A 1,694-nucleotide genomic window follows, 5' to 3' on the forward strand; every position below is an offset into this window, starting at 1 on the left:
CATCGTCTTTTTGCCATTGGGCTTTGATTAGCCCCTTGAGTGACCCACCAACCACCAAAAAGCGTAAGCCCTTAACCTGTCTAAAGTACTCGTATAACCATTCGTTATCGCCATTTTTAGCCGTTTTAAGCAGGTCTGACGCTTTGACGCTATATTTCATCGTTTCAGCGATTGCGTGCGATACAGCGGTATTCTGTGCGTCCTGTGTGGTGTTTTTCTTTGTCTTTACCGCTCGTATGTCCACATTGGGGGCATAGTCTAACTTCATGGCATCTTGCCACATGGTCACCCAATCGGCTTGCTTGATGTATCCACGCCCCCTAAAGTATTCAGCAGGCACAAATAACATCACATGGAAATGGGGGTGGGCGGTGTCATCAGCACCCCTTGTTACTTCGGTGGTTCGCACATAACCAAAGGTGGGGAATTTCTTTTTGAGCGTGCGGACAAGGGATTTAAAGCCCTTGTTCATGTCTTGGATAGTGTCCCTAAGTTCGGTGATGTGGCAATTTCTAACGGTGAGCGTTAGGAATAACCAACGGTGGGTAGGGTATTTCTCATTGACGGCTGGTAACTGCTGGTGCATGGTGGCAACCCATCTTAATGACCTACGCCATTGGCAAGTAGGGCAACCCCTATCCCTGCAAAAATCTGCGTTAGCTAGGTGCAGGGGTTTATCTGGGTTGTTGGTGGCGTGATAGACTAGTTTTTCGGCACATTGGTTAATATTATAACCACGCTTGGCAAAATCTTTGTGCAATGCAAAAGCGTTGGAAATTTGCACGCTTTGGGCTTTGTGCTTGTCCCACGGCTTATCGGTGGGGGATATATCACTAAGAAAAAAATTGACGGATTCGTCTGTGTTTGTTACCATAAAAAAGCCCTAAGTTTTTGAAGTGTGAACAGCTCCAATTCTAGGGCTTTTTTATTGCCCTGTCAATACCCCCCCAAAGCCTTACCACATAAGGGCTAGAGCGTGATTTTAAGTGGTTCACTTGTTTCTAAAGTATAAATACAAGGAAATCCACCCCAAAATAACCCCCATTTTGCCCCAAAAAAACCACTCATTCCACCCACTCACCAAGCCATTATCTGACCCAATTCCGCGGACAGCGTCAAGGGGTAAATATACTCACTTCGCTACGCTCGTTCGCCCCTTGACCCTGCCCCCGAGAATTGGCTCTTGGTTGGCTGTGGCGAGCGGGTGAAATCTGCCGTCACTCACGCCAAACCCAAAAAGCCCATTTTGTCACTTGGTGGGCTGCGGTTTTTTGCACCTGTCACTACCTAAAACTAGTGACAGGTGCAGGGGGGTCTTGGGGGGTTTATCCCCCTAAGCAAGCCGAAAAGATGGACAGTTTACGGAGTAACTGAGCCGTCTTTGCGTATGCTTGCCCTATCGGGAATTTAAAAAAAGCCAGTGCAAATCACCCTGTAAGGGCGCACTTACGACTTGTATCCAAAATTCGCTACGCTCATTTGGAAATCAAGTCATAAGCACGGCAGGGGCAAGCCCCTACAACCCCAAAAAAAACCGCCCAAATGAGCGGTTTTTGTCAGTGCATTTTAATCACTCGGTTAGTGCTTATAACGCCACAAAAGGCGGTCAAAGGTAAAGTAAATTTCGGTGGGTTCAGTCTTGGTTTCTTGCTCGGTATCGTCACCCCCAACCGTGATTAAGTCTTGGTTGGTTT

Annotated in this window: 1 protein-coding gene; it reads right to left on the minus strand. The window is 47.3% G+C overall.

Features of this window, described 5'->3' with window-relative positions; all coding sequences use genetic code 11:
• Window positions 1-874, minus strand: an 874-nt coding sequence (locus B0680_RS10060) for a protein rep (RefSeq protein ID WP_078254965.1), incomplete at its 3' end; no start/stop codon positions are given.
• Window positions 875-1,694 lie beyond the last annotated feature (820 nt).

This window comes from Moraxella pluranimalium (assembly GCF_002014825.1).
GTDB classification, from domain to species: domain Bacteria; phylum Pseudomonadota; class Gammaproteobacteria; order Pseudomonadales; family Moraxellaceae; genus Moraxella; species Moraxella pluranimalium.